Genomic DNA, 21,980 nt, shown 5'->3' on the forward strand with positions numbered 1-21,980 from the left:
TCCTTACTGAAGAACAAAGCTGGTAAACAGAATCTGGTCTACGACCGGAGTCTTGTTAAGCTCAGACATCTTTGCTCTTACAGCATCCAGTAGTTCACGCTTTAATCTCTGTCTTCCAGATGGAAGCAGTAAAGCTTCATATGACTGGGCTGAAAGTCTCTCGAAAATAACACTGTTCATTAAGGTCAGATGTTTCTTGGCTAAAGCTTCGTTTTCCTCGCCAATAACAACCAGCACAACCTGAACCTGTCCGGTATGAATTCTTCTGTCGCTCTTGATAGAGAACGTAAAAGTCTGATCGAAAGGAACATAGATATCGCGCTGAAGCAACATCTTTTCCTTTTCCTCAGCTGCCTTCTGTGCGGCAATTTCCTCAGGGGTTGGCCCAGGAGGTTCAAAAGGAGGGAGATGCATGAAATATGCAGCACCGAAATAACCGCCTGCACCGATAATAAGTAGCAGAAGAATAGCTATGATTAAGAAAAGCTTACCTTTCTTTTTAGGAGCGTCATCTGAATCTGCTACATCAACATCATCTTTTTCTTTAGCCATAATTCTCTCCTTTTTTTTTATATTATGGCACACAGATAAAAATATTCATTTAGTTATCATATATTTCTATGCAAAATAGCTTACTGTATTGCTATTTTGTGAGATATCTAAATTTTCATTATTCTCTTCATGATGGTTTTCTGACACCTCGACATTAATTTTACCTCCTGCAAAGAGTGTGCCGTTATCAGATTGATTTTCTTCATTTTCTTTTTTCTGCTGCTGATTATGGCCGGAATTCTCTGCAAAATTCTCTGAAGAAGAGCCTTCAAATGCGCTTTCATCACCATATTCAGAGACTTCGGTTCTTGCAAAAATATTATTGGATTCAAGAAGATTCTTCAGAACGTCAATACCGCTTTCAAGCATTGCACGTGTTCCTGAATGAGATGCACTGATGGAAATCTTGGAAATTTCATCTGCTGAAGTTGCATCAATAAGAATTCTCATTTTTCCTAAACCTTCTGGATTCAATGTCAGATCAAGAGATTTCAGATTACGTGATGACATCTCCATTACCTTCATTGCCAGAGCCCTTGCATTTTCCTTAAGATCTGATGACATATTCAGTAAATCAAGCTTTGAACCTTCAAATGCAGTCATGCCCAGATCACCACCTGTCTTCATTGCAGATGCCAGTGAGCCATATCCGTTAGGATTTGACTGTGAGAACATTGATGATTTGCCCTGCTCTGAGAATGAACCGGACATAAAGCCATCAGGATTCAGATTTATACTGCTTTCAGTCAGTGAGCGAGGATTGATGGCAAATGCATCAACTCTTGATGAAGGGATCTCACTCTTAACCTCAGACTCTAAAGATGCTGCACTCACTACCTTCTGAAGCAGAGCTACAGATTTTTCAAGAGAACTCTGAAGACTGTCCTTCTTACTATCAATAATTGAATTTATCTTGGTCTTAACATCCTCTTTGGAAAGGATCTCATCCATACTTAATGATGCCTTGATACTGTCTTCAATTACCTCAAAATCACGGGCACCGAAATCTTCAGTTACCGAGAACAGAGGCTTTTCATTATTGATTTTTACTGTTCCATCAAGATCCTTAAGCATGCTCATCACATCGTCTAAAGCTGCAAACGGCTTAACCTGAGGAGCACTCTCTGTACTTTGGAGTGAATCAAATGACTTAAGATCTCCCTTTAAGAAAAGAGCAGCAGCCTTCTCAAATTCTCTGGTATCAAATTCTGTCAAAGGAGAAGATGACATCTTGTACACAAGATCATTTAGGACCTTTGGATCAACTGTAGTCAGATCAATTCCATTCTCAGCTGCGATCTCAGAGATCTTAGAGAACAGGCTGTGTACATCATCAGAGATGATGACATTATCTAACTGTGTTCCAGAGTCGCTGAAGGTATCGTTTTTTGCTGCCACATCAGTCAGTACAGATGATTTTACGGTTGTATCAACTGCAGATTCTGCAGATGAAACAGTATTAACAGCTGCCTCTGAAACTTCAGCAGTATCGACACGGATTAGTTCATCCTGAAGCTGTAGAGGCTCAGAAACATCAATCTGTTTTTCCCCATTTGTTTCACGGATGAATTTTCTCTTAGATGTAATATCCGCAGAATCCTCTGAATCTGCTTCACTGATAACAGCTTTAGCGTCCATAGATTCATCTGTATCATATCTCTTATCTGAGACTTTTCCTAAATCCTTATCTGAGACTTCATCTGAGACCTGATTCAACTGATTACGTGTATTTAAGCTATCTGCCTCCACCTCTCTCTTAGATGAATTATCACTGCAATTCTTATTTAGACTGATGCCATCATTCCTGCCTTTCTGTTCTGGCACGGACTTTTCCCTTCTAATCTCTCTGGCTACAAACTGTCGGCTTTGAACCTCAGAAGAATCTCTTTGAGAAGCTTTCTTCTGCACAGAAGCACAGTCCTTGAGAATTTTAGAAAAATCCACTCCAGAATTCAGGGCAGCCTGACTCTTAAGATTGCCACTTATGGCAACCTTTGCATCATCAAGTTGATATGAGCTGCTTACCGCCTGCATTCCACATCTCCTTTTTTCATTGAATAATTCCAGATATTACATTTAATATCAAACAGTTATGAATCATTAACCTTAAAAATTCAAAACTCACGTCAACATAAATGCAATTTATCTGCCAATTTCAAAAGATGTCTTTTTTGGAGCATGGAGAGAGAGTTTTTTACAAGAATAGTAATATTTATACAAAAAAATATGTTATCAAAATCCCATATAAATCAATATACTTATATAAATATTTTCGCTTTTAGGCAATTTTTTAATAAAATTAGGCATGTTTTTTTTAAATTCAGTTGTGTATATTTTGTGATACAGATTCCAAATTTAGTCAGGACAGCCTTTTAGGAAGTCAGGACTATCAAATAAAAAAATACAGACATTCGGAGTTATACGGTTAAATCGCTAGTTCTCCTATGGGCTTACAGCTATTTTCAAAGAACTATCGAACAGGAAACTCCATCTTCTTTAAGAAGAGGTATGTCTGAATCTTATTTCACATAAATAGTTTCCTTTTAACATAGGCTGATAACTTTTCATCAGGGTTGAAAGAATGAAACCAATTTTTACTACTCTTGCAATTATTACTTGCATTGTATTTTTCTTCGGATATCTATTTTTCAATGACAAGATTTTATGGGAAGCAGTTGCCGCTCTAATTTCACTTGCTTTCTATGCAGTATCACCATGCACTCTATTACTTGATCGCAATGGTGTACCAAGAATGGATACTGTTGAATAAGAGATCAATTCTAAGATCAGCTTTTTTTCTCGTAATTAAAGCTGATCTTGATTGGTAGATTACAGAAAGAATAGACAAAAAATCTATTCAGGAAACAAATCCTACTTCATCTTCTGAATAAAAATTCTTGCCTGTTTTGATGAGACAATATCATCACTGAGCTTCTGTTCTGCTCTGGCCTCAAGGCGTTCGCGCTCAATGCGATGTTTTTCAATAAGAGATTCGATAATTTTACGCTGTTTCTGCTTGTCAAGATAATTGGAACGAGCACGGTTTTCCTGCTCCTGAAGCTTTACAAGACCAGCTTCCTGTCGCTCCTTAATTCTCTCAAGCTTGTTGATAAACTGCTGATATCCAAGGTAGGTGCCCATTCCCATCTGAAACTGGGATTTAGACTTCATCTCTTCAGTATAGATATTTTCAAATTCCTTTAGCTGAGCAATCTGCCGTTCAAAGGATGCAACATTGTTCTGAGCTTCAATCAGAAGCTCTAATGCCTCATCCTCCTCTCGTTTTCTTAAATCTAAAACCAGATTAAGAGCTTTATCACTCATAGGCTAACTACTGCTCTCTGACAAACTGATTTGTATTACCCTGAGCCTTATTATTAGCCACAGGAACATTTCCTTTCTTGACAGTCAGCGCATCAACTCTTTTCTGAGCATCATTGATAAGAATCATTGAAAGCTGCTCCAGGCCGTCCAGAGACTGTTTGAAAGGAACAATCTCCTTCATATCCTGAACAGTAAACTCATCAATGTAAGGCTTAATCATAATTGCCTGGTCGATATTAGGATCAGAACCTTTCTGATAAGCACCGATCTGAATGAGTTCCTTACTCTGAGAATACTGAGATACACACTGTCTTATGGTTCTTGCCATAATCATATGTTCTGCAGTAACCACAGCAGGCATAACACGGCTTACAGACTTTTCAATATCTATAGCAGGGAAATGACCGGAGTCTGCAAGCTGACGGGATAATACAATATGGCCGTCTAAAATTGCTCTGGCAGAATCGGCAATTGGATCCTGAAGATCATCACCTTCAACAAGAACAGTAAAGAAAGCTGTAATTGAGCCCTGACCTTCTCCACCGTTACCAGCGCGCTCAACCAGAGCAGGCATTTTTGCAAACACTGATGGAGGATAACCTTTGGTTGCAGGAGGTTCGCCCACTGCAAGTGCGATCTCACGCTGAGCCATAGCATAACGGGTAAGCGAGTCAATCATTAACAGGACGTTGTATCCCTGATCACGGAAGTACTCGGCAATGGAAAGAGTTGTCTCACAGCCCTTAAGACGCATTAAAGGAGAAGAATCAGCAGGAGCTGCAACCACAACCGCACGGGCTCTGCCTTCCTCACCTAGAATATCATCAATAAATTCCTTAACCTCACGGCTACGCTCACCGATCAGACCTACAACTACTACATCCGCATTGGTTCCTCTGGTCATCATACCTAAAAGAACAGACTTACCAACACCGGAACCTGCAAACAGACCAATACGCTGCCCCTGTCCTATGGTCAGCATTGAATTGATTGCCTTGATACCAACATCCAGAGGCTTTTTGATCGGTCTTCTGGCCATTGGATTCAGTTTGACAGGATTCCATTTGGTTGCAGTTTCTGAGGTTAACGGGCCCTTATCGTCAATAGGATTACCAAGACCATCCACGACTCTGCCAAGAAGATGCAGACCATATGGATATGATTCAGTACTGGAGATAGGAGTAACCAGATCGCCATTCTGTACATCAATGATTTCTGTAGTTGGCATAAGATAAGTGGTTTCACCAGAGAAACCTACAACCTCAGCCAGCATAGGACCACTTTCTGTATCAATACGGCATCTCTGGCCTATTGGCACCTTGATGCCGACAGCCTCTAAAGTAAGACCGACCACTCTGGTCAGTCTTCCTGATAAAACAGGGCTCTCCTCACGGCTTGGCAGGCTTATGGACTGCAGACGGGATAAAAGATTACTCATAGTCTGCCCCTGCTAAACTCCGGCCTGAGGTTCTGCCACTGCTTCAACCTCAGCCCCGTTTTCAATAGGCACACCATTTTCATCCACATAGACACGATTGTTGTTTTCATCAAAATAGTAAAGCTGTCCATCAGGAGACTGATAAACAGGATGACCAAAATCATCGACATATGGAGCAGGATCATCTGTTAGAGGAGACTGAGCCTGCATACTCTGAGCTATATTATCATGATCCAACGGTGCTGTTCCTTCAGCGCTTTGAACCTGTGGAGCTACAGGAGCATTCTGTTCGGCTTTGCTCTTCAGAGCACCGCTTATATCGTCAAGATTTCTAGGAGCAAGAGACTTCTTTGGCAGTTCATTATATTCAGGACAGCCTTCAATGGATTCTCTCAGTGCCGAATCTACTGCGGGATAGACCTTGGAGAGAAACTCATCTAAAAGAGAGTCTATTCTGTCATTGATTCTCCAGTTAACCACGGAATTCTTGTTAACGACCTTGATATCGCCGATATCAAGGTTGGCAGATTCCTGAAGGTCCCAGCCCTGCTCTTTAATGTAATCACTGCCGATAGCTGCATTTATAACAGCATAATCATCAGGATTCAGATAAATGGATACAGGATTATCTGCAGATGGAAGAATTGAAAGAGCGTACTCAATACTCTTTTTAAGGAAATCAGCATTTGAAGCAATTTCCTTCTGAATAATCACCTTTGCAAGTCTTGAGATAATGTAGGCAATCTCATCGGTTACCTCTTTATCGACCTCACGCAGAGGATTTGCAAGAGAGTCTGCAAGATACCTAAAACGCTCTACCTGCTCTAAGACAACCTTCTGTCCAGATTCAAGGCCTTCATCATGGCCCTTTTCAAAGCCTTCGGCCCTTCCCTGTTCAAGACCAAGAGCATAGCCTTCCTCTTTGCCCTTCTCAAGACCTTCATCATGTCCCTGTTTTTCACCATCAGCTCTGCCTTCCTCAAGACCTGTCTGATAGCCTTCATCATGGCCCTGAGACTTTCCTTCCTCATAGGCATCGCTTCTGATTTTTTCAACTTCTTCAATAGTGATGCTGGTAATACCGCGTGCAGCTCTGTCAGCGGCTTCTTCCTCCTCAAGGATCTTGTGAGCATCTAAAATCAGCTGCACTTCCTCAAGATAATCATTACGTCTCTTCTCCAGTCGCATCAGGGCCCGCTTGCGCTCAACCATCTCCACATTCATGCCCAGAGCATTGGTGCCGGTCACGAAATCACCAGGGAGTGTTGGCCATACCTTAACCTTATAGTTTGAGACGTTGGCAGCAGGTGTAACAGTAGAAATCTTCTTGTCATAGCGTATATCGACACGGCCTGGCTTATCTTTGGCCAGGTCAGAAGCATTAGCTACATCGCCATCCGCTGCTGCGGCGTTCTTCTGAAAAAAATCACTCATACGAGAACTGCCTTATTATTAAACAAAGTCACCACCGCCACCTCCACGGCTGAGCATAATGGCACCTGAATCATTAAGTTTTCTAGCAATGGTAAGAATTTCCTTCTGAGCAGCCTCAACATCGGACAGCTTGGTAGGACCCATAGATGCAAGATCTTCCTTCATAGATGCAGCAGCACGAGAAGACATGTTCTTGAAGAACTTCTCCTTGAGGCCGTCATCAGCGCCCTTAAGAGCCTTCTGCAGAACATCTGATGGAATATCACGCAGCAGAGTCTGAATAGAACGGTCGTCCACAGTATTGAGGTTCTCGAATACGAACATAAGATCCTGGATCTGACCACCGATTTCCTTGTCCTGAGACTGAATAGCATTCATCAGCTGAGTCTCGGTTGAGCTGTCTAAGTAGTTCATGATATCTGCAGCACTCTTCAGACCACCAATCTTGGCTGTCTGAGAACCTGCGGCACCAGCGAACTGTTTCTCCATAATCTCGTTTAACTCCTGCAAAGCTGCTGGCTGAACTTCCTCTAAGGTTGCAATACGCATAATCAGATCAAGTCTTACTGTTTCATTGAACTGAGACAGAATCTCAGCAGACTGTTCAGGCTCCAGATAGGAGAGCACGATAGTCTGAATCTGAGGATGCTCGTTCTGAATAATGGTTGCCACCTGTCTTGCGTCCATCCACTTTAAGGAATCCAGACCACGAGAACCGGTACCAAGAGAAATCTGTTCGATAAGGTTGTTGGCCTTTTCTGAACCCAGAGCAGAAACCAGAGCATGACGAACAAAGTCTGAATTTCCAAGACCAAGATTTGAATGCTTGGTTACTTCCTTTAAAAAGGATTTATGAACCGCATTAACCTGATCCTGAGAGAAGGTTGCCATTTCAGACATTCTTATACCAAGCTTCTGAACCTGTTTAGGCTCCAGATTCTTGAAGATCTGAGCAGCATCCTCCTCTGAAAGAGACAGCATCAGAAGAACAGCCTTGTCCATACCGGACATATTCTCCAGTGCTGTTTTTTCATCATCAGAGAATTCTAGTAAAGCATTCTGTCCGCCACCGATTGGTGGCATTGCAGCTGGAGCAGGAGCTGGTGCTGGAGCTGCTGAAACCTTTTCATCTGACATAGTACTACCCTAGTTCTTATCCTTAAAATCAGCGTTAAGCCATTCTTTTATAACTTCCGCAGTCAGCTGAGGTTCATTGGAAGCCAGAGTTCTGACAGCCTTGAGCAGATCAGCTTCTTTATGAAGGTTAGGAAGCTCAATACCGCCGTCATTGTTGATAGTGTATACCTGATCAGCAAGTTCCTTGTTCTTGGCTATCAGGTTGAAATCGTCATAGCCGTCAAGTGCAGACTGAGAATCGAGCTCGTCCTGCTCTGCCTCTGGAGACATATCCTCCTCGTCCTTGTGCAGCAGCTTGTTGAGCAGAGGACGTATCACGAAGATAACCACAATCAGCACAACAATAACAGATCCGCCGATACGTACAAGTCTGTAGAAGAACTCCTGCTCGTACCAAGGTAGTGGAGGCTTAACATCGCCATGAGGGAAACATACAGTCTCAACCTTTACAAAGTCACCGCGAGTCTCATTCAGGCCTAAACCACCGCGAACCAGATCAGCGATCTTATCTAGATCCTGCTGTGAACGAGGCTCATATTTAACACCGCCTTCAGCATCCACAATACGGTCATAGTCAACTGCAACAGATACAGTCAGACGGGATACGATATTTGATGGACGAACAGTATGTCTTACTGTGGTATCAACTTCGTAGTTACGAACAGCTTCACGGCTTTCCTTACGATTTGAGGTTGAATCCGAAGAGCTTCCTGTACCGTCCTTCAGCTGCTGTGGAATTGCAGCGTTTGCAGGAGGCTGATTAGAAAGAGAGCCAGGAACACCGTAAGGATTCTTCTTATCCTCATTACCAGACTGTTCCTTTAAGGTCTCTGAACGTACTGCCTGAGAATCAGGATTATAAAGCTGAGCTGTTTCCTCCTGTACGGTGGTATCAAGAGTTACATCAACCTCGGCAGAGTAACGGCCAAGACCAAGCATTGGCATCAGTATTGAATCAAGCTTATCGCGATACTGAGCCTCACGCATGGTTCTCATTTCAAACTCACGCTGAATCTTGCTCTCAGGAGTATCCCCCTTTACCTCGGCGCTTAACTGACGGCCATTATGATCGGTAACAGTAACATCCTTTGACAGAAGATTATGTACTGAGGATGCTACAAGGAATCTGATGGAATTAACATTCTCTGGAGACAGATAGGTATTTGGCTTTAGAGTAACAACTACAGCAGCACTTGGTCTGCTCTTCTCTCTTGCAAATACATTGTCCTTTGGAATTGCTAAAAGTACGGTTGCATGTGAAATACCGTCAATACGCTCAATGGCTCTTGCAAGCTGAACCTCACGGCTGTGCTTGATTCTCTCGTTTTCCATTCTCTGGGAAACACCGAAGCCAGAGTCGGTCATAATAATCTGATCACCCTCGTCGGTTGCCTCCTGAGGAAGAGCAATACCCTTACGCAGCATCTGCTCGGTAATATCGCTGTACTCGTTTGCATCCACGATAATGGTGTTATTGTTTGCAAGCTTGTATTTGTAGCCTTCAGTATCTAAAAAGTCCAGTACGTTTCCGATTTCCTGAGATGAGTACTGTCCAAGCTTTCTCTCTGTATCAGGGGTCTTGCCGCCTGTTGAGGTGAAGCTTATAACCGCAAAAATGATACCCGCAACAAAGATAACCAGGAAAATGAGGATCACCAGACGGCGAACCATTTCGCCATCCTTAAAGAAACTCTTTATAGCCGAGTGCTTCTCAGGAATACCGGTACTAGGAACAGGAGCGGAATCTGATACAGCAATATCAGTTGATGATGCATCAGCACCATCAGTTGTAGCTGGCAGATTGCTTTCATCCTGATTTCCTGGAGCAACTGGGAATCCGTTTTCTGACATATTAGTTCCTCATCATCCGAATATGCAGTTAAATCTGCATCTGAGATATGGTTCTGTAAGCTTCAATCATCTTGTTTCTAATCTGAACGGTAGCGTCAAAAGATAGACTGGCCTTCTGAGTTGCCAGCATTACGTCTGACAGGGTGACCTTTCTGTCACCAAGATCGAAACGTGTCTGTTTATTGGCGGCATCGTTCTGAATGGTATTAACATTCTCAAAAGCTTCATGAAGCATGTTGGCAAAGGCACCAATGTTATCCTTGGTCTGAACTGAATCACTCTTGTCTGACTCAGACTGACCTGGCACCATTACCGGAGCATTTTCAATCTTCTGCTGCAATGTATCTTTCATGCCAGTTGATGCAACCTGCAAAGAACGCATATTCTGCTGCATTCTCTGAAGCTGATTTAACATTGTAGGGTTAGCTACTAAAGGATTGATCATTAAACTCATAGATTCCTCCTGTCAAAAAACTGACAGACACATATTGCTACGAGTATCTAATCAATTAGCATGCCAACTTTCAAATCATACTCACGAAAAGATAACACTACTAGTTTAATCGTACTTACTTTTAAACAAATACAAAAAGAAAAATTATCAAAGAGTTGAGTTGAATCGCATAAAAAAAGGCCGATTATAGTTAACCGGCCTATTATTTTATTTACGGATAGAATCAGATATTAGTACTTGTCAAAAATCTTCTGGATTTCAGCCTTCTTTGAAGTCTTGGTCAGAGCAAGTCTTAGTAGAACTGCAGCCTTCTGTGGCTGAAGATCATCGCAGCGAAGTACGTTTGCAATATCGTAGTCATCACTTGCTGATACATAACCTGAACCTACACGGGTACTGCGAACCACAATCATCTCAGGATGTCTTGCAATTGCCTCTTTCCAGCTTACGCTGTACTCACCGCTGCCGGCACCTGCGATAACAATACCCTTATAGCCCTTCTGAGCATAGTAATCAATAATTGAACCGTCGGTATCTACGTTAAAGTAAAGAACAGCAACTTTAGGTAAGGTCTTCAGATTTGAAACATTAAACTCGGTGTTTACTGTGTGCTTCTTTACAGGCTGACTGTAGAACAGAACATTATCATCAATTACATAGCCCATACAGCCGTAATCGCCAGAATTAAAAGCATTTACATTGAAGGTGTTAATCTTGCGGATGTCACGTGCACCATAGATTCTGTCAGAAATAACAGCCATTACGCCCTTACCCTTGGCACTTGGATTAGAAGCCAGAGCTACAGACTGATGAAGATTTAATGGACCATCTGCAGAGATTGCAGTTGAAGGTCTCATAGAACCGGTTACAACAACAGGCTTGTCAGTCTTTAGTACAAGATTCAGGAAATATGCAGTCTCATCTAAGGTATCAGTTCCATGGGTAATTACAAAGCCGGATACAGATGAATCCTTAGCAAGTTTATTTATGCGGTTTGCAATCTGTAACCAGATCTCTGAGGTAATGTCGTCTGAATTGATGTTGCAGATCTGCTCGCCATGAACATTAGCTACATCAGATAGCTTTGCAGCCTCTGCCAGAGCCTCAACATTCAGCTGACCTGGCTTGTAGTTGGTTGACTTACCCTCAGCACCGGTACCGGCAATGGTGCCGCCGGTTGCAAGAATTGCAACAGTTGGAAGATTCTTCTTAACCTGTTTCTTCTCAGGAGCAGGAGTGCTTACAACGGTAGTTGCGCCTGTGGTTGCAGACACAGCTGTGGACTGAGCTTCGGTGTTTGTAGCACAGCCTGTTGTAATTGCTAAAGCTAAAGCTATTGGTAGAATAGCTACACCTTTAAATAGATTTTTTTTCATAAATAAACTCCAATTGTTTGAGACATTTTTCTTTACGTTTCAGCGTAAAGAAAAGAAATATCCTCTTAACGCATAAACCATCAGTAAAAAGGATAATCTTTTACTGTTAGCTCTGACTGACGCTGATATGTGTTTGATTTTATGTTGTTATTTATAAAAAACAACCTGACACCATCATTTCTCCCTATTAAAGGACACAATGAATTATTTACATGCACAAAATCACTTTTGAGGTGCAGATTCACCGAAAGAACAGAATGTCGTGTATCAGTTAAATTCGCCCCACAAGAAACCGTGCGTAAATTTAGTGCAAAGTCCCAAGGTCTAGTATAAAGTTGCTCAAAAAATTAAATTTTGACGAGATTCAATAAATTGATAAAAAGAAAAAACTTAGGATAATTATTTGAATTTAAAACGAGTTTTATTAAAAATTAATTTAAAGTTCTAATATAAAACTTACCTTTTCCTACGAAAATTATTAAAAGCAAAAATACTGTTTTCTTTTGATGGTTATTATGATTCTGAGCTTTATTCATCTATGCCTTAAGATGACTAGAGAAGAGGCTTATGACATATTTTTTCACAGTTGTTTTTAAGATTCAGACAGTTATATCAGCTCTTTTTCAAAATTTATCCTATATTTGTATAAGTACACTGGTATTTCTCGGAGTTTATTATGCTGTTAAATGTTGCATATGTAGTAGCTGGAGTTCTGCTGCTGTTCTTTATCTATGATATGTTTTTGAAGAAAAAACCTAATTTTCGCAGCCTAACGATTTTTGTGGCTGGCATCCTGAGTGTTGCCGCCTGCACCTATATTCTATCCACCAATATTGAGGAACATCTTGATAATGCGCTACATCAGGGACAGCCTCGTTCTGTTTCCTGCATGTTCAATAATCCTGTGGTAAATCCTAAATCATTCACAGACGATGTGGCTCGATACGCTGCAATGTGTAAGGATGATTATGAGAAGAAATATGGAGATTCAATCAGGATTCTGCCTTCATATGAATACTCATTCATAGATTCAGGTGCATATCTTGATGTTACCTTTGATGTGATTGAACTTATAAAAGATAAAGAACAAAAATAACAGCTAGGTAAACCTCCTTCAAAAAGCTATCGTAAAGATAGCTTTTTTTATTCCATAATATTTTTACTCGGTTAAAACCGACTCGGTTGTGATCGAGTAAAAACACAGAAGTTAAATCCTAAGCCTGTAAACCAGCGCAGATTCTGTCCGGCAATAAGACTAGCACTGCTGACAATGAACACAGTCAGGACCAGAAAGATCATCGCATAGGCTTTAATTTTAATAGATGGATCTGCAGATTTTTTTACCTGCAGATCATAGAAAGACAACTAGTGTTTTGAAAAATTAAACTAGGGAAACCTGAAGTTTCTTTCCAAGGCCCTTTGCAAGTTTTAAAAGTGTATTCAAAGAAGGATTTGCATTGCCGTTTTCAATTTTTGACAAATCGGCCTGAGTAATACCTGTCAGCTCTGAAAGCTCCTTCTGAGTAAGATTCTTCTCTTTACGAGCAAGAATAATACTTTCAATCAGAGCATATTTTGACTCTAATGCATCGTATTCCTTCTTTACTTTTGGATCTTTTAGCTGCTCTGCAAGAAAATCTTCAAATTTATTACTCATTTTCATTGCTCCTTCTTAAAAAATCTTCTCTGTATTTTTTCGCAATCTCTATTTCTTTTCGTGGAGTTTTTTGAGTTTTCTTAATAAAACCATTGGTTAATACAGCTTTTTTACCGACGTAAAAGAAATAAAGGACTCTTGTTAGATTCGTTCCAACTTTAGTACGAATTTCAAGGATTCCATCATCTAAAGGCGATGATTCCGGCTTTCTAAGTGCAGGGCCAACTTTAGCCAACAGCCAACAGATTAATGTTGCGTAAAGTTTTTGCTTTTAATTTTTCATCAAGACCTAATAAAAAGTCCCTTGCCGGCATAGAGCCATCTTCTTTTTCATAGAAAATGACCGAAAATTCTGATTGCTGGTCCATAATTGTTAAAATACCTTTCTTCTTATATATTGAGGTATATATGTTATAACATATATTTACATGATAAATAGAGCCTTTTTATTTGAATAGATTTTTTTCTGGGACGCTTTTTTGTGCGATGAGAAGAAGGAGCTAACAATTTAGAAAATAAACAAAAAAAAATGAGACTTTTCATCTTAATATGTTATTTAAAACTGGAACGATAATGAGCTATAAAGCCAAAACAATAGAGGTAACAATAAGAGGAACAATAAAGAGCATAAGAAATATAATCAGATGATTCTTGAGAGTTGTTCCGTCCTGAGATTTCTTATCTTCTTTAAGAGAAAGATTGAACAACGGATAATCGACTATACAGATTATTAAAACAATCAGAATTAACTTAGTAAGAGTCATATAGTTCCCCTCTCTGTTACCTTAAGTATAATCTCTGCAGGAACAGATATCAGAATCTGGAATAGTCATCTTCTATAATATAATCATGGGAAACAGAGGAGGCTGCTATGTCTCAGAAAGAACCTGCCTATTACGGTTATGAACTGAAGAAAGTTTCTTATGATGAGTACATCAGAGAGCGTACAGATACTCCTCTGTGGAGAAAGGTGCTGGCTCGGTTTATTCTTGCCTTTTTCGCTTTCTTGTCAGTTCTAATAAAATTTTTCAGTGTAATCTTAGAACCAGAAGTTTTTGCTTTCCTATTATTTACAGCTGTAGCTGTTTTCTTCTGTTATAACATTATCTGAAAAACTACGTTTCAATACTGCTTTCTATATACCTAAATTTAAGCATTTAATTCTCCTACTCCTAGTGTTTTTTTTATTTAAGCTAATCGTCTATACTTATAAGTAGGAAAATATGAAATTCCTACTTTTAAAGAGGATTTACGATGTCAGAATCATTGTTTGTAAATGACGCCAGAGTAATGGCAAAGGGTCAGGTTACAATTCCTAAGAAAATACGAGCTATTCTTGGAATTGAATCAGGAGATCGTGTTTCTTTTGTTGTATCTGGTAATGAAGTAAAAATTGTAAATTCGGCTGTTTATGCAATGATGCAGCTGCAGAAGCAGATGAAAGGTGCAGGAAAGAAAGCAGGCCTAATAACAGAGGAAGATGTTGCAAAGTGGATCACTGAGTCTCGTGCAAAGGATTCAAATGATAAAGGTAATGCTTGATACCAACATCTTTATCTCCGCAACTTTTTTTTCAAATAGGAAGGCAAGGATTAACTTACCTTCCTTTGATTTGCTGTGACAGCTAAACTAAGCTAACAGGTTGTTACATAAAGAAATTTAAATAATTTGAGGACTAATTTAATTTAGAGCTCCTTTATCGCTGAAAAATCTATACTCCAGTCAATCTCACTTGGAGATTTATTTAGAATCGCTGCAACTTCCCTGCATCCGCAATCACACATATCAAGTTTGCTGCAGTCTCTGCAAAAGGAAGGATGGTAATCACTGTTAGCAAAAATCCGCCAGTAATCAAGGTTGGAAACAATGTTTTCATCAAAAACGCTGCCGACTATTACCGGAGAATGATTGCAACATCTTACCTGACCTGCAGGATCAATTACAAAGAAATCTTTTGCGGCTGCACATTTATACCCTATTGATATATGCTTATATTTGGAAGGCTCTTTAATTACACATAAAGGAATTTCTGTTCCGACATGCCCATATCGACCAGCCTCTGATAAAACATCCTCGGCAACATCTAGCATTTCATTTATCTGTTCGTTAGTCAAAAGAAGCTCTTCCATATAGGAAAGGCCTCTTCCTCCAGGAAGAAAGCGATTCAGAAGAATACTTGAGGCCCCATTCAAAAGAGCAAGAGCTAAGGTTTCATATAACTCTGAAATATTAAGTTTTGTAACAGTGACGTTGCAGGTAGTTTCCATTCCTAAAGCTTTAGCTCTTTGAAACCAGTAAAGAACATTTTCAGCGTTATCAACACCAGTGAGTTTTTTGAAATTGCTAAAACCCGGAAGGCTCATACTTAGATGTACATTAACCTCTTTGAAAAGCTTCAGGTATTCCTCACTCATGAGTAGTCCGTTTGAGATCAGGACAAATGACTGAGGTAAGCCTAGTTTTTTATGAAAGCACCATAAGACTTAAATCTTCACGGCACAATAAAATCCTAGCCTCAGATTTGAGGCTTAAAAATCCCTTATAACTTCAAGTGGTTAGTTATACCTTAACAATAGGGACTAGAAGTCTGGTGTTTAACTTCATTCCTAGCTTTATGTATAACTTTAACAATGCCACTTGCTATATCTGTAACCTCAACGTCATTGCAAACTAAGCCTACCTGCTTAAGACCCGCAATAGCATTTGTCGCTTTTGCCAACCTATGGTCTTTCAAAACAGGCTTATTCTGCTCTACATATGAAGTTCTGTGGGATATAACATTAAATATAATTCTGCACAGCTTATGAGCTATTGCCACATTAGCTTTCTTTTGCCCTCGTCGTTCTTTTAACTTCTGATGCACCTCATGTAAATAACCAGTCTTCATCAAACCGATTCCTGCGGCAGCCTCAATCAGTAAAACCTTCAGATATTTATTACCAGGAGTGGTTTTACCCGAACGACGTTTTCCTGCTGACTCATTATTTCCTGGGGCAAGTCCAATCCATTTTGCAAATTTACGAATTGATGTAAATTGAGATAAATCATCTCCCAATTCACATATAAGCCCCATTGCGGTCATCTCTTTTACCGCAGGAATTGTTGTCAGTAACTCAATCAGTTTCCTATAAGGCGAGAGTTGCTGTTTTAAATTTTCCTCAGACTCTTTTAACTGAATATCAATGAATTTTATGTGGTTCAAATGTTTCCTTATGGAAAACCATACAAGACTGTCCATATCTGCCTGAAGGGCATCATATATCATTGCAGGGCTAGCCTTTAATTTTCCCTTGGAACTTTTCATTATCGAAACTATGCTACAGCGCAGTTTCTCTCCACACTCTCCACTTATAAGACATTCAAGTATTTTCGAGGCTGTCTTTCCTCTAATGTCACTGAATACACTTGAGGCCCTGCATCCAACCTGACAGAGCTGCTTGTGCAGAATGTTTAATAACCTCTTACGCGTATTCTTCAATGTAGAGAATGATCTCCATAAACATCGAAGCTGTCTTACAAACTTTTCTGGAACAAAAGATGCTCTGTAGCTTCCCTGTCTTGCAATCTCGGCTAAATGGATTGCATCAGAAATATCAGTCTTACTTCCACGACGATTCTTTACATCTCGGGCATTTACAACAATCAGTTGTGATTTTGTAAAGCCTTTATCTTCCAGAGCCTCATATAAAGACTGCCAATATACACCTGTGGACTCCATTATCAGAACCTCAGGATCTTTGCTTTTACACCATTCAGCAAATTTCACTAATTCAGTTTTTGACGCGGTTCCAGACCAGGTATCCCCTTCAACAACATTATTTCCAAACTCTCCTTTCTGGAATACTGCAACAATCAAATTCGAATGAACATCGATCCCGATTGCACTTTGATGAAGAGCGTGGAAAACAGCCATTCTTTTATTGTCATTATGCGCTATACTCATAGTGCTCCTCCATTAAAAGACTGTAGGAGTTGAGCTCTTCTCTATGAGTGCAGTATAAAGAAACTTAAATTACACCTTAGAATCCAAGAAGCTAAGATGTATTCCGTTTTTTTATACGAGATCATAAATAGGTTGTTATGTCTTCAAGCTGTTGTACAGCACAGCACTCGCCTTAATTTTTTGTCGGAGTAATCGAATGCTCACAAAAAAAGGGACAAGGTCCAGAGAAGAGCTTCTTTCTTAAGCATAGTTCAACTAAGACTTCGCTTTCATGAGCTGTTGTGAACGTAACTGCGCTCATGATATTTTTTGCTTTGAGAATTGAGATATTCCAGAACAACAGGAAGATCTTTATATAAAAGGCATTCTCCGCCTGAAATTGATATTGTTTTCACCCCAAGAGCATATAATTTGTCAATCACTCTGCACCAGTCTTCTCCGGACAGTTCAGCTCCTTTAGGATAACTTCCCCCTTTGTTCTCCCAGGGACAAGAACAGAACTTGCAGAAATGATTACATCTGTACGTAAGTTCTAAAACAGCAGATTTAGGAAAGGAAACCATAAAGATTATAATCCAAGAAGATGTTTAATCAATTCGCAACAATCCGTTAACATGTGGATCTCATCTCTATCTCCCACGTAAGCATTATTACCATTCAAAAAATCCAACATTAACTCACAGTCCTCTAAAGAGACTATATTTCTGGTGTATTCATCTGTAGATTTAAATCTAAATGATAGAACGCTCACTGAATCATTTGATTCAAGAATACGCTCATAAACTTTTTCTGATTCACACTCAAGGTTTTCTTCCTCTGATTCATACTCACAAGAATATTCTATATGAATAGGAGCTTTCCCATATTCTTGCTGGTAACAAAAACCACACATGTGCTCAACCTGAATGTCATACCCGATTTTCTTTATTTCATTCACAATTTCACTAATTTTCTTTTGTATTATTTCGTGAGGATTATGTCTAGAGTCTACATATGTATATAGACCATATTGATACATACGACCGCAGTGTGGGCATATATTTGTATAAATTCTTGCTTCTGTATGGGCTGGGCTATAGCACATAGCTCCAGTCGACAAAAAATGATCGCAGGAATATTCAGCAATAGATTTTAGGCGTTTTTTTAATTCTTCTTTTGACTCTGCTTTGTGTGCTTTTACGCCAATGATGATTTTTTCAGAATCCTTCACTTCTGAATTAAAATCTTCAACAGCCTTTTTTATGTTTTTATTCATGCAGATTCACCTGAATAGTTCTTTAATATGAGTTTTACTTATCCATTATTATGCTTTCTAAACTATAGTATTTAAGTAATCAGACCTAAGCCAATAGCTGAGCTATATTTCATAGGTACACCATTATTTCTTTTGAATATATTTTTCCTGAAATATGCAAAATCTTTGTTTATTCCCTTTTGTCAGTTTTACAAGAATACCTTGTGGTGTTTTTTCTTCATAATAAGCATTCCAATCTTTATAAGCAGAAAGATTAATAATAAGAGAATCACCTTTGGTAAGACCATTCCTATTGAGTTTGATATAAGTTTTAAAATCTACTCCACTAAGAGTTTGTATTTCTGTTTTAACAGACTTATCCTTGTACTTAGTAAAAACTCTAATTGCGTTTTGAGGAGCAGGAGCACTCTCTGTATCTGGTACTGTATTTTTTATATTAGTAGGTGGCTCGATGTTTTCTGTTGTAGCTTCACTAGTTATTTTTCTAAGGTGATTAACGATATAGATACGCTCACCAAGTTTTACCTTCAAATTATTTTCACATCTTTCGATAAATATTACCTTTTGACCGTTAATTCCTGAAGAAGGATCTTCAACAAAATAGAACTCACCAGGACTTAGCTCTATACGAACTTGTCTTGTTCTTTTCGTCCGAGATTTCTTATCCTTCCTTTTTCGAAAGATAAAATCATTATCTTCGTTAATTCTCCGCCTTGGATATTCAATATGCCAAGGAGATCCTTGTAACTGACTAATTCCCATATTCTTAGATTTTGATATATGTTAAAAAGACTTGATATATATATTATAGGAGGTAACTTTCTATTATTATTTTGTATTGCTTTAATTTGAGTATATTTGAAATCTTTATGGTTACGTAGGTCTAGCAGTGTTTATTGGATTAAACATGGTAAGCAAATTAAAAATAATCCACCGCACAGATAAGATAATTAAAAAAATAATGGAACAGTTATTCAGATCTGGAACGATTATATGCATATCGGAATAAGCTGCAGTTTTGATAAATTTCCGGATAGATATCAGAATCAGGAATGATGATTTCTTATACTTTAGGAAAGCGCCTATTTTCTCTAATTTCCGTAGAGGAGAAATGAAATGAGTAAACTGCAGGTACTTCTTTTCTTCGTGGCATATTTTATTTGTGCAACTCCATTTGTTAGGCTTATGCTCAAATGGGATTCAGATAATGCCGACAGAAAGAACGATACAAAATGCCATCTGCTGATGATTTTTACTCTTTTCATACTTCCCGTAATTGTTAATATTCCGTTCTATTACTGGTGCCACAAGTAGCGGTATTGGTTTTCTTTATTTATAAGGAGAGATTTATCTATGTTTAGAGAACCAAGAGACATGATGGAATATGCTTCCGATGTTACTCTCGAAAATTTTATTTACGGGTTGATTCTGTTAGGTGTTTTATGGATAGCATACCAGTTTCTAATAGAGTTTATTTTTGAAGGTATAAAAAAGATTTCTGACTTTATAAAGAAGTTTTTAGACTAATGCTTAATGACCATTATTTTTGAAAATTAACTCTATGAAATATGCATTATTTGAAGGACACAGAATCGAACCTAAAAAAGGTCTTCGGGCTGTTTGTCCATACTGTGAAAATGAAGTAATTTCAAAATGCGGGTCTGTGAAGATGCATCATTGGGCTCATAAAAATGATTTAAATTGTGATATCTGGAAGGAGAATGAACTCCAATGGCATCGCAATTGGAAGAATCAATTCCCTGCAGAGTGGCAAGAGAGAATATTCACAGATACACAGACCGGAGAAAAGCATATTGCCGATGTTTGTACAGACAATAATTTTATAATTGAATTCCAACATTCTCCAATTTCTGAGGAAGAGAAAGTATCAAGAGAGACTTTCTATAAAGAGATGTGCTGGATAGTTGATGCCAGCGGCGTCAGATTTCGTAAAAGATTCTTTGAGAAGGGGTTAATTTATCCATATACACAACTTCCAGGCTTTTATTTTATTGATAATCCCCCAAATGCTCTTCCTCCTCAATGGCTTCAAAGAAACTCTTTTGTTTTTCTTGATTTCAAAGGAGACTCTGACGAAAGGCAGTTTGACGATTTATGGTGCCTTGTTCCAACAACGGTGAAAACGACAAATACTCTAGCCCTTCGAATTGCAAGAATAGATTTTGTTGAAATGACAAAAAATAACGTCTTACCGTCTTACTTAATTAGTTTGAGGGACGGACTTAGCAAAACATTGGAAGCAAGAAAAAAAAGATGGCACCTTTAGTTAAGTTTTCTCAATCTAAAAAGAAAATTTCGCCTTAAATAGACAATAAATCTGAGAGAATACATTATTTAATTATGGCAGCATGTGTCTTTTTTTCTAAATTCTTCCAATTTTCTTTTGGCCCAAAGAGTAAATTTTAAATGAGCTGACATTAGCTCTTTATTCTTTATTTCTGAAGAAATGAAAGACCTATCAGTAGATTGCATAGATATTTCATTCAATGCTTCAGGAGATAATCTTGGAAAAATTGAATCTTTACCGTTCAATTCTTGATCTTTAAATAGACTAAACTCTTGTTCATCTTCAAAGAAAAGAATTGTTTTAACTTTTGCTTCAAATCTTCCCCAAAAATGAAGATCTGAAGTTATTCCTCCTAAAACTAATGAAAGGAGATATCTTGTTGAGTTTTTTATATAGTAATGGAATAAGATTCCTTTTCCATTAATCCGTGCATCACTTACACAGCATTCCGGTGCAACAATTGAAGATACTCCACCATCAAGCTCAACTCCTTTAAAATATCGCAATACTGTATCGTGGTAGTATACGTATACATCTGTCCACAAAGGGGTAGGATTTAGAAATTCTCCCATATATAACTCTTGCGCATTTCCAGAATCATCAGCTCGAATTCTTATAGTAAACTCAGGAAAATCTTCGTGATACTTTATCTTTAAATAAGAATTTTTATTCTCTAAATAAGGACAATCAACCCACTTCTCAGGACTCATTAACAGAGAATCAAGTCGTTCAAGAGGAGTTTTATCTATACCGAAGCGTTTTCTCCAAAGTGACTCAACTTTATCAATATCGGCAGAACCATTTTTATCAGTATTTGAATCTACAACTCTTGTATAAATATGATAAGGATAAAGATTTCTATAATCTGATTTGACACTTGTTAAATATAAAGGTGTTTTCAAGCATCTTTTGATTATGATGATATCTATTGTTTTATCACCAATATCAAAAGATCTTACCTCTGTTAATGGTCTTATATTTCCTGCAAAAGGCTTGTCTTTTAAATAATTATTTAGTTGTTGCGTATTTTTTCTATTTTTATCATCAGCTCGTACCCCTTCTATTTCACAGGTTTCATCTCTTATTCCGATAATAATATAAGCATCTCTATCTTCTAAATTATTTGACATACAAATAATATCATGAAGAAGAGAGCCTCCTTCAGTAGTTGGCCACTGGAGTTTAAAATCCCAATATGCCCCCTCATTATGAGAGTCAATAAGAGATTGAATTTCCTCTACAAAGCTCACT

At 38.7% G+C, this 21,980-nt stretch carries 26 protein-coding genes; 7 read left to right on the forward strand and 19 right to left on the reverse strand.

The window, feature by feature from the left end; genetic code table 11:
* Positions 1–3: 3 nt before the first annotated feature.
* Both B5D46_RS02455 and B5D46_RS02460 read right to left on the reverse strand, forming a co-directional pair.
* A complete protein-coding gene (locus tag B5D46_RS02455) occupies positions 4–552 on the reverse strand; it encodes a flagellar basal body-associated FliL family protein (protein ID WP_078928069.1) in 549 nt (182 codons plus the stop codon).
* Positions 553–618: 66 nt separating this feature from the next.
* Positions 619–2,586: a flagellar hook-length control protein FliK gene (locus tag B5D46_RS02460; protein ID WP_078928070.1), complete on the reverse strand. Its 1,968-nt coding sequence runs from the start codon at positions 2,584–2,586 to the stop codon at positions 619–621.
* A 547-nt stretch (positions 2,587–3,133) separates the two neighbouring features.
* Between B5D46_RS02460 and B5D46_RS02465 the strand changes: the two genes are divergently transcribed.
* Complete coding sequence (locus B5D46_RS02465) at positions 3,134–3,322, forward strand: hypothetical protein (protein WP_078928071.1); 189 nt, start codon at positions 3,134–3,136, stop codon at positions 3,320–3,322.
* Positions 3,323–3,423: 101 nt separating this feature from the next.
* Here B5D46_RS02465 and fliJ read toward each other — a convergent pair whose 3' ends face one another.
* The 7 genes from fliJ to B5D46_RS02500 form a co-directional block, all read right to left on the reverse strand.
* Positions 3,424–3,876 carry a flagellar export protein FliJ gene (gene fliJ / locus B5D46_RS02470; protein ID WP_031491389.1) on the reverse strand — a complete coding sequence of 151 codons (453 nt, stop codon included), beginning with the start codon at positions 3,874–3,876 and terminating at the stop codon, positions 3,424–3,426.
* A 7-nt stretch (positions 3,877–3,883) separates the two neighbouring features.
* Positions 3,884–5,314: a flagellar protein export ATPase FliI gene (gene fliI, locus B5D46_RS02475; RefSeq protein ID WP_078928072.1), complete on the reverse strand. Its 1,431-nt coding sequence runs from the start codon at positions 5,312–5,314 to the stop codon at positions 3,884–3,886.
* 12 nt (positions 5,315–5,326) lie between these two features.
* Complete coding sequence (locus B5D46_RS02480; protein ID WP_078928073.1) at positions 5,327–6,748, reverse strand: FliH/SctL family protein; 1,422 nt, start codon at positions 6,746–6,748, stop codon at positions 5,327–5,329.
* An 18-nt stretch (positions 6,749–6,766) separates the two neighbouring features.
* Positions 6,767–7,759 carry a flagellar motor switch protein FliG gene (gene fliG, locus B5D46_RS02485; protein WP_327192103.1) on the reverse strand — a complete coding sequence of 331 codons (993 nt, stop codon included), beginning with the start codon at positions 7,757–7,759 and terminating at the stop codon, positions 6,767–6,769.
* A gap of 135 nt (positions 7,760–7,894) precedes the next feature.
* Positions 7,895–9,736: a flagellar basal-body MS-ring/collar protein FliF gene (gene fliF / locus B5D46_RS02490; protein WP_078928074.1), complete on the reverse strand. Its 1,842-nt coding sequence runs from the start codon at positions 9,734–9,736 to the stop codon at positions 7,895–7,897.
* Between the two features lie 28 nt (positions 9,737–9,764).
* Positions 9,765–10,190, reverse strand: coding sequence for a flagellar hook-basal body complex protein FliE (gene fliE, locus B5D46_RS02495; protein WP_051639272.1), 426 nt, complete (start codon positions 10,188–10,190; stop codon positions 9,765–9,767).
* A 230-nt stretch (positions 10,191–10,420) separates the two neighbouring features.
* Entirely contained in the window at positions 10,421–11,566 is a 1,146-nt protein-coding gene (locus tag B5D46_RS02500; protein ID WP_078928075.1) for an asparaginase, read from the reverse strand.
* Positions 11,567–12,242: 676 nt separating this feature from the next.
* On the opposite strand from B5D46_RS02500, the gene B5D46_RS02505 reads away from it, so the two are divergent.
* Positions 12,243–12,662 (forward strand): hypothetical protein, encoded by a 420-nt coding sequence (locus B5D46_RS02505; RefSeq protein WP_078928076.1) that lies wholly within the window; start codon positions 12,243–12,245, stop codon positions 12,660–12,662.
* 285 nt (positions 12,663–12,947) lie between these two features.
* Here B5D46_RS02505 and B5D46_RS02510 read toward each other — a convergent pair whose 3' ends face one another.
* From B5D46_RS02510 to B5D46_RS02520, 4 genes are all read right to left on the reverse strand, one after another.
* Positions 12,948–13,223 (reverse strand): helix-turn-helix domain-containing protein, encoded by a 276-nt coding sequence (locus B5D46_RS02510; RefSeq protein ID WP_078928077.1) that lies wholly within the window; start codon positions 13,221–13,223, stop codon positions 12,948–12,950.
* Positions 13,216–13,458 carry a type II toxin-antitoxin system RelE/ParE family toxin gene (locus B5D46_RS12260; protein ID WP_200805003.1) on the reverse strand — a complete coding sequence of 81 codons (243 nt, stop codon included), beginning with the start codon at positions 13,456–13,458 and terminating at the stop codon, positions 13,216–13,218. The genes B5D46_RS02510 and B5D46_RS12260 overlap by 8 nt, the downstream gene beginning before the upstream one ends.
* Positions 13,451–13,591, reverse strand: coding sequence for a hypothetical protein (locus B5D46_RS12265; RefSeq protein WP_200805004.1), 141 nt, complete (start codon positions 13,589–13,591; stop codon positions 13,451–13,453). The genes B5D46_RS12260 and B5D46_RS12265 overlap by 8 nt, the downstream gene beginning before the upstream one ends.
* Before the next feature lie 210 nt (positions 13,592–13,801).
* Positions 13,802–13,987: a hypothetical protein gene (locus B5D46_RS02520; protein WP_078928078.1), complete on the reverse strand. Its 186-nt coding sequence runs from the start codon at positions 13,985–13,987 to the stop codon at positions 13,802–13,804.
* Positions 13,988–14,094: 107 nt separating this feature from the next.
* On the opposite strand from B5D46_RS02520, the gene B5D46_RS02525 reads away from it, so the two are divergent.
* Positions 14,095–14,334, forward strand: a complete 240-nt coding sequence (locus B5D46_RS02525; protein ID WP_078928079.1) for a hypothetical protein — start codon at positions 14,095–14,097, stop codon at positions 14,332–14,334.
* Between the two features lie 143 nt (positions 14,335–14,477).
* On the forward strand, positions 14,478–14,765 hold the full coding sequence (locus B5D46_RS02530; RefSeq protein ID WP_078928080.1) for an AbrB/MazE/SpoVT family DNA-binding domain-containing protein: 288 nt from the start codon (positions 14,478–14,480) through the stop codon (positions 14,763–14,765).
* A gap of 143 nt (positions 14,766–14,908) precedes the next feature.
* On the opposite strand, the gene B5D46_RS02535 is transcribed toward B5D46_RS02530, so the two are convergent.
* From B5D46_RS02535 to B5D46_RS02555, 5 genes are all read right to left on the reverse strand, one after another.
* Entirely contained in the window at positions 14,909–15,637 is a 729-nt protein-coding gene (locus tag B5D46_RS02535) for an SPASM domain-containing protein (RefSeq protein ID WP_078928081.1), read from the reverse strand.
* A gap of 152 nt (positions 15,638–15,789) precedes the next feature.
* A complete protein-coding gene (locus B5D46_RS02540) occupies positions 15,790–17,166 on the reverse strand; it encodes an IS110 family RNA-guided transposase (RefSeq protein ID WP_078928082.1) in 1,377 nt (458 codons plus the stop codon).
* 269 nt (positions 17,167–17,435) lie between these two features.
* Entirely contained in the window at positions 17,436–17,729 is a 294-nt protein-coding gene (locus B5D46_RS12460; RefSeq protein ID WP_078928083.1) for a radical SAM protein, read from the reverse strand.
* A gap of 5 nt (positions 17,730–17,734) precedes the next feature.
* Positions 17,735–18,421, reverse strand: a complete 687-nt coding sequence (locus B5D46_RS02550) for a hypothetical protein (protein WP_078928084.1) — start codon at positions 18,419–18,421, stop codon at positions 17,735–17,737.
* 123 nt (positions 18,422–18,544) lie between these two features.
* Positions 18,545–19,183: a hypothetical protein gene (locus B5D46_RS02555; RefSeq protein ID WP_078928085.1), complete on the reverse strand. Its 639-nt coding sequence runs from the start codon at positions 19,181–19,183 to the stop codon at positions 18,545–18,547.
* Positions 19,184–19,537: 354 nt separating this feature from the next.
* Between B5D46_RS02555 and B5D46_RS02560 the strand changes: the two genes are divergently transcribed.
* Genes B5D46_RS02560 through B5D46_RS02565 form a run of 3 tightly spaced genes read left to right on the forward strand, consistent with a single transcriptional unit; the run spans position 19,538 to position 20,708 of the window.
* Positions 19,538–19,735 carry a hypothetical protein gene (locus tag B5D46_RS02560; protein ID WP_078928086.1) on the forward strand — a complete coding sequence of 66 codons (198 nt, stop codon included), beginning with the start codon at positions 19,538–19,540 and terminating at the stop codon, positions 19,733–19,735.
* A 39-nt stretch (positions 19,736–19,774) separates the two neighbouring features.
* Entirely contained in the window at positions 19,775–19,948 is a 174-nt protein-coding gene (locus B5D46_RS12100) for a hypothetical protein (protein ID WP_159443003.1), read from the forward strand.
* Positions 19,949–19,982: 34 nt separating this feature from the next.
* On the forward strand, positions 19,983–20,708 hold the full coding sequence (locus tag B5D46_RS02565) for a competence protein CoiA (protein ID WP_143675592.1): 726 nt from the start codon (positions 19,983–19,985) through the stop codon (positions 20,706–20,708).
* Positions 20,709–20,776: 68 nt separating this feature from the next.
* Here the strand turns inward: B5D46_RS02565 and B5D46_RS02570 are convergent, their stop codons facing one another.
* Positions 20,777–21,979 (reverse strand): AlbA family DNA-binding domain-containing protein, encoded by a 1,203-nt coding sequence (locus B5D46_RS02570; RefSeq protein ID WP_078928088.1) that lies wholly within the window; start codon positions 21,977–21,979, stop codon positions 20,777–20,779.
* Between the last annotated feature and the right edge of the window lies 1 nt (position 21,980).

This window comes from Succinivibrio dextrinosolvens DSM 3072 (genome assembly GCF_900167015.1).
Classification (GTDB): Bacteria; Pseudomonadota; Gammaproteobacteria; order Enterobacterales; family Succinivibrionaceae; genus Succinivibrio; species Succinivibrio dextrinosolvens.

Excerpts from the sequence above, each read along its gene's own strand:
- B5D46_RS02520 (WP_078928078.1), bottom strand. The coding sequence starts at position 13,987 with ATGACTCTTACTAAGTTAATTCTGATTGTTTTAATAATCTGTATAGTC.
- B5D46_RS02505 (WP_078928076.1), top strand. The coding sequence starts at position 12,243 with ATGCTGTTAAATGTTGCATATGTAGTAGCTGGAGTTCTGCTGCTGTTC.
- fliG (WP_327192103.1), bottom strand. The coding sequence starts at position 7,759 with ATGTCCGGTATGGACAAGGCTGTTCTTCTGATGCTGTCTCTTTCAGAG.
- B5D46_RS02550 (WP_078928084.1), bottom strand. The coding sequence starts at position 18,421 with ATGAATAAAAACATAAAAAAGGCTGTTGAAGATTTTAATTCAGAAGTG.
- B5D46_RS12460 (WP_078928083.1), bottom strand. The coding sequence starts at position 17,729 with ATGGTTTCCTTTCCTAAATCTGCTGTTTTAGAACTTACGTACAGATGT.
- B5D46_RS02460 (WP_078928070.1), bottom strand. The coding sequence starts at position 2,586 with ATGCAGGCGGTAAGCAGCTCATATCAACTTGATGATGCAAAGGTTGCC.
- B5D46_RS02560 (WP_078928086.1), top strand. The coding sequence starts at position 19,538 with ATGAGTAAACTGCAGGTACTTCTTTTCTTCGTGGCATATTTTATTTGT.
- B5D46_RS02555 (WP_078928085.1), bottom strand. The coding sequence starts at position 19,183 with ATGGGAATTAGTCAGTTACAAGGATCTCCTTGGCATATTGAATATCCA.
- B5D46_RS02510 (WP_078928077.1), bottom strand. The coding sequence starts at position 13,223 with ATGAGTAATAAATTTGAAGATTTTCTTGCAGAGCAGCTAAAAGATCCA.
- fliF (WP_078928074.1), bottom strand. The coding sequence starts at position 9,736 with ATGTCAGAAAACGGATTCCCAGTTGCTCCAGGAAATCAGGATGAAAGC.
- B5D46_RS12265 (WP_200805004.1), bottom strand. The coding sequence starts at position 13,591 with ATGGACCAGCAATCAGAATTTTCGGTCATTTTCTATGAAAAAGAAGAT.
- B5D46_RS02525 (WP_078928079.1), top strand. The coding sequence starts at position 14,095 with ATGTCTCAGAAAGAACCTGCCTATTACGGTTATGAACTGAAGAAAGTT.
- B5D46_RS02535 (WP_078928081.1), bottom strand. The coding sequence starts at position 15,637 with ATGAGTGAGGAATACCTGAAGCTTTTCAAAGAGGTTAATGTACATCTA.
- B5D46_RS02500 (WP_078928075.1), bottom strand. The coding sequence starts at position 11,566 with ATGAAAAAAAATCTATTTAAAGGTGTAGCTATTCTACCAATAGCTTTA.
- B5D46_RS02465 (WP_078928071.1), top strand. The coding sequence starts at position 3,134 with ATGAAACCAATTTTTACTACTCTTGCAATTATTACTTGCATTGTATTT.
- fliI (WP_078928072.1), bottom strand. The coding sequence starts at position 5,314 with ATGAGTAATCTTTTATCCCGTCTGCAGTCCATAAGCCTGCCAAGCCGT.
- fliJ (WP_031491389.1), bottom strand. The coding sequence starts at position 3,876 with ATGAGTGATAAAGCTCTTAATCTGGTTTTAGATTTAAGAAAACGAGAG.
- B5D46_RS12100 (WP_159443003.1), top strand. The coding sequence starts at position 19,775 with ATGTTTAGAGAACCAAGAGACATGATGGAATATGCTTCCGATGTTACT.
- B5D46_RS02480 (WP_078928073.1), bottom strand. The coding sequence starts at position 6,748 with ATGAGTGATTTTTTTCAGAAGAACGCCGCAGCAGCGGATGGCGATGTA.
- fliE (WP_051639272.1), bottom strand. The coding sequence starts at position 10,190 with ATGAGTTTAATGATCAATCCTTTAGTAGCTAACCCTACAATGTTAAAT.
- B5D46_RS02565 (WP_143675592.1), top strand. The coding sequence starts at position 19,983 with ATGAAATATGCATTATTTGAAGGACACAGAATCGAACCTAAAAAAGGT.
- B5D46_RS02455 (WP_078928069.1), bottom strand. The coding sequence starts at position 552 with ATGGCTAAAGAAAAAGATGATGTTGATGTAGCAGATTCAGATGACGCT.
- B5D46_RS02530 (WP_078928080.1), top strand. The coding sequence starts at position 14,478 with ATGTCAGAATCATTGTTTGTAAATGACGCCAGAGTAATGGCAAAGGGT.
- B5D46_RS02540 (WP_078928082.1), bottom strand. The coding sequence starts at position 17,166 with ATGAGTATAGCGCATAATGACAATAAAAGAATGGCTGTTTTCCACGCT.